General features: G+C 52.9%; 1 protein-coding gene. It reads left to right on the forward strand.

Going from position 1 to position 620, the window contains the following annotated elements:
* Window positions 1–95: 95 nt before the first annotated feature.
* Entirely contained in the window at window positions 96–575 is a 480-nt protein-coding gene (locus LDK53_RS22905; RefSeq protein WP_025760257.1) for an RrF2 family transcriptional regulator, read from the forward strand.
* Window positions 576–620: the final 45 nt, after the last annotated feature.

The following is a 620-nucleotide window of genomic DNA, read 5'->3' on the forward strand; positions in this document are numbered from 1 at the left end:
AAAAAAAAAACCGTATTTGTTATATTGTTGTTTATTGCTTATTCACCTCTGCGGTGCCAAAAAGAACAAGATTCACCGCAACCCAGGATACAAAAATGTTAGATTACCGCTTCCCGACAGCTTTGCAGATGGTTCTCAGCGTAGCGATGGCGGAGCAATTGGGCGAACGTTCAACGAGTGCGATTCTGGCCTACGGCCTGGAAGCGAACCCGAGCTTCATCCGCAAATTAATGGTTCCGCTCACGCGTGACGGCATTATCGTCTCAACGCTTGGCCGCAATGGCTCCATTCATCTTGGTCGCCCGCCGGAAGAGATCACCCTGCGCGATATCTACCTTTCGGTCATCGAAGATAAAAAACTGTGGGCGTCGCGCCCTGACGTGCCGGCCCGCTGCGTGGTCAGCGCTAACGCATGCTGGTACTTTAAATCAATTTCCGAAGAGGCCGAGCAGGCGTCGTTAGCCGTACTGGCCCGCCACACCGTAGCAAGCGCGCTGGAAGCGGTGAAAAACGCCGACAGCAGCGGATGGGATCCGCTCCCCGATCTTATCGCCCAGTATCAAAAAACGTCGTAATGATTTACCAGGTGCGAAAAAAAACCGCCTTCACAGTGAAGGCGG

Origin of the sequence: Enterobacter sp. K16B (assembly GCF_020216105.1) — a bacterium.
GTDB lineage: Bacteria > Pseudomonadota > Gammaproteobacteria > Enterobacterales > Enterobacteriaceae > Enterobacter > Enterobacter sichuanensis.

Excerpts from the sequence above, each read along its gene's own strand:
- LDK53_RS22905 (WP_025760257.1), top strand. The coding sequence starts at position 96 with ATGTTAGATTACCGCTTCCCGACAGCTTTGCAGATGGTTCTCAGCGTA.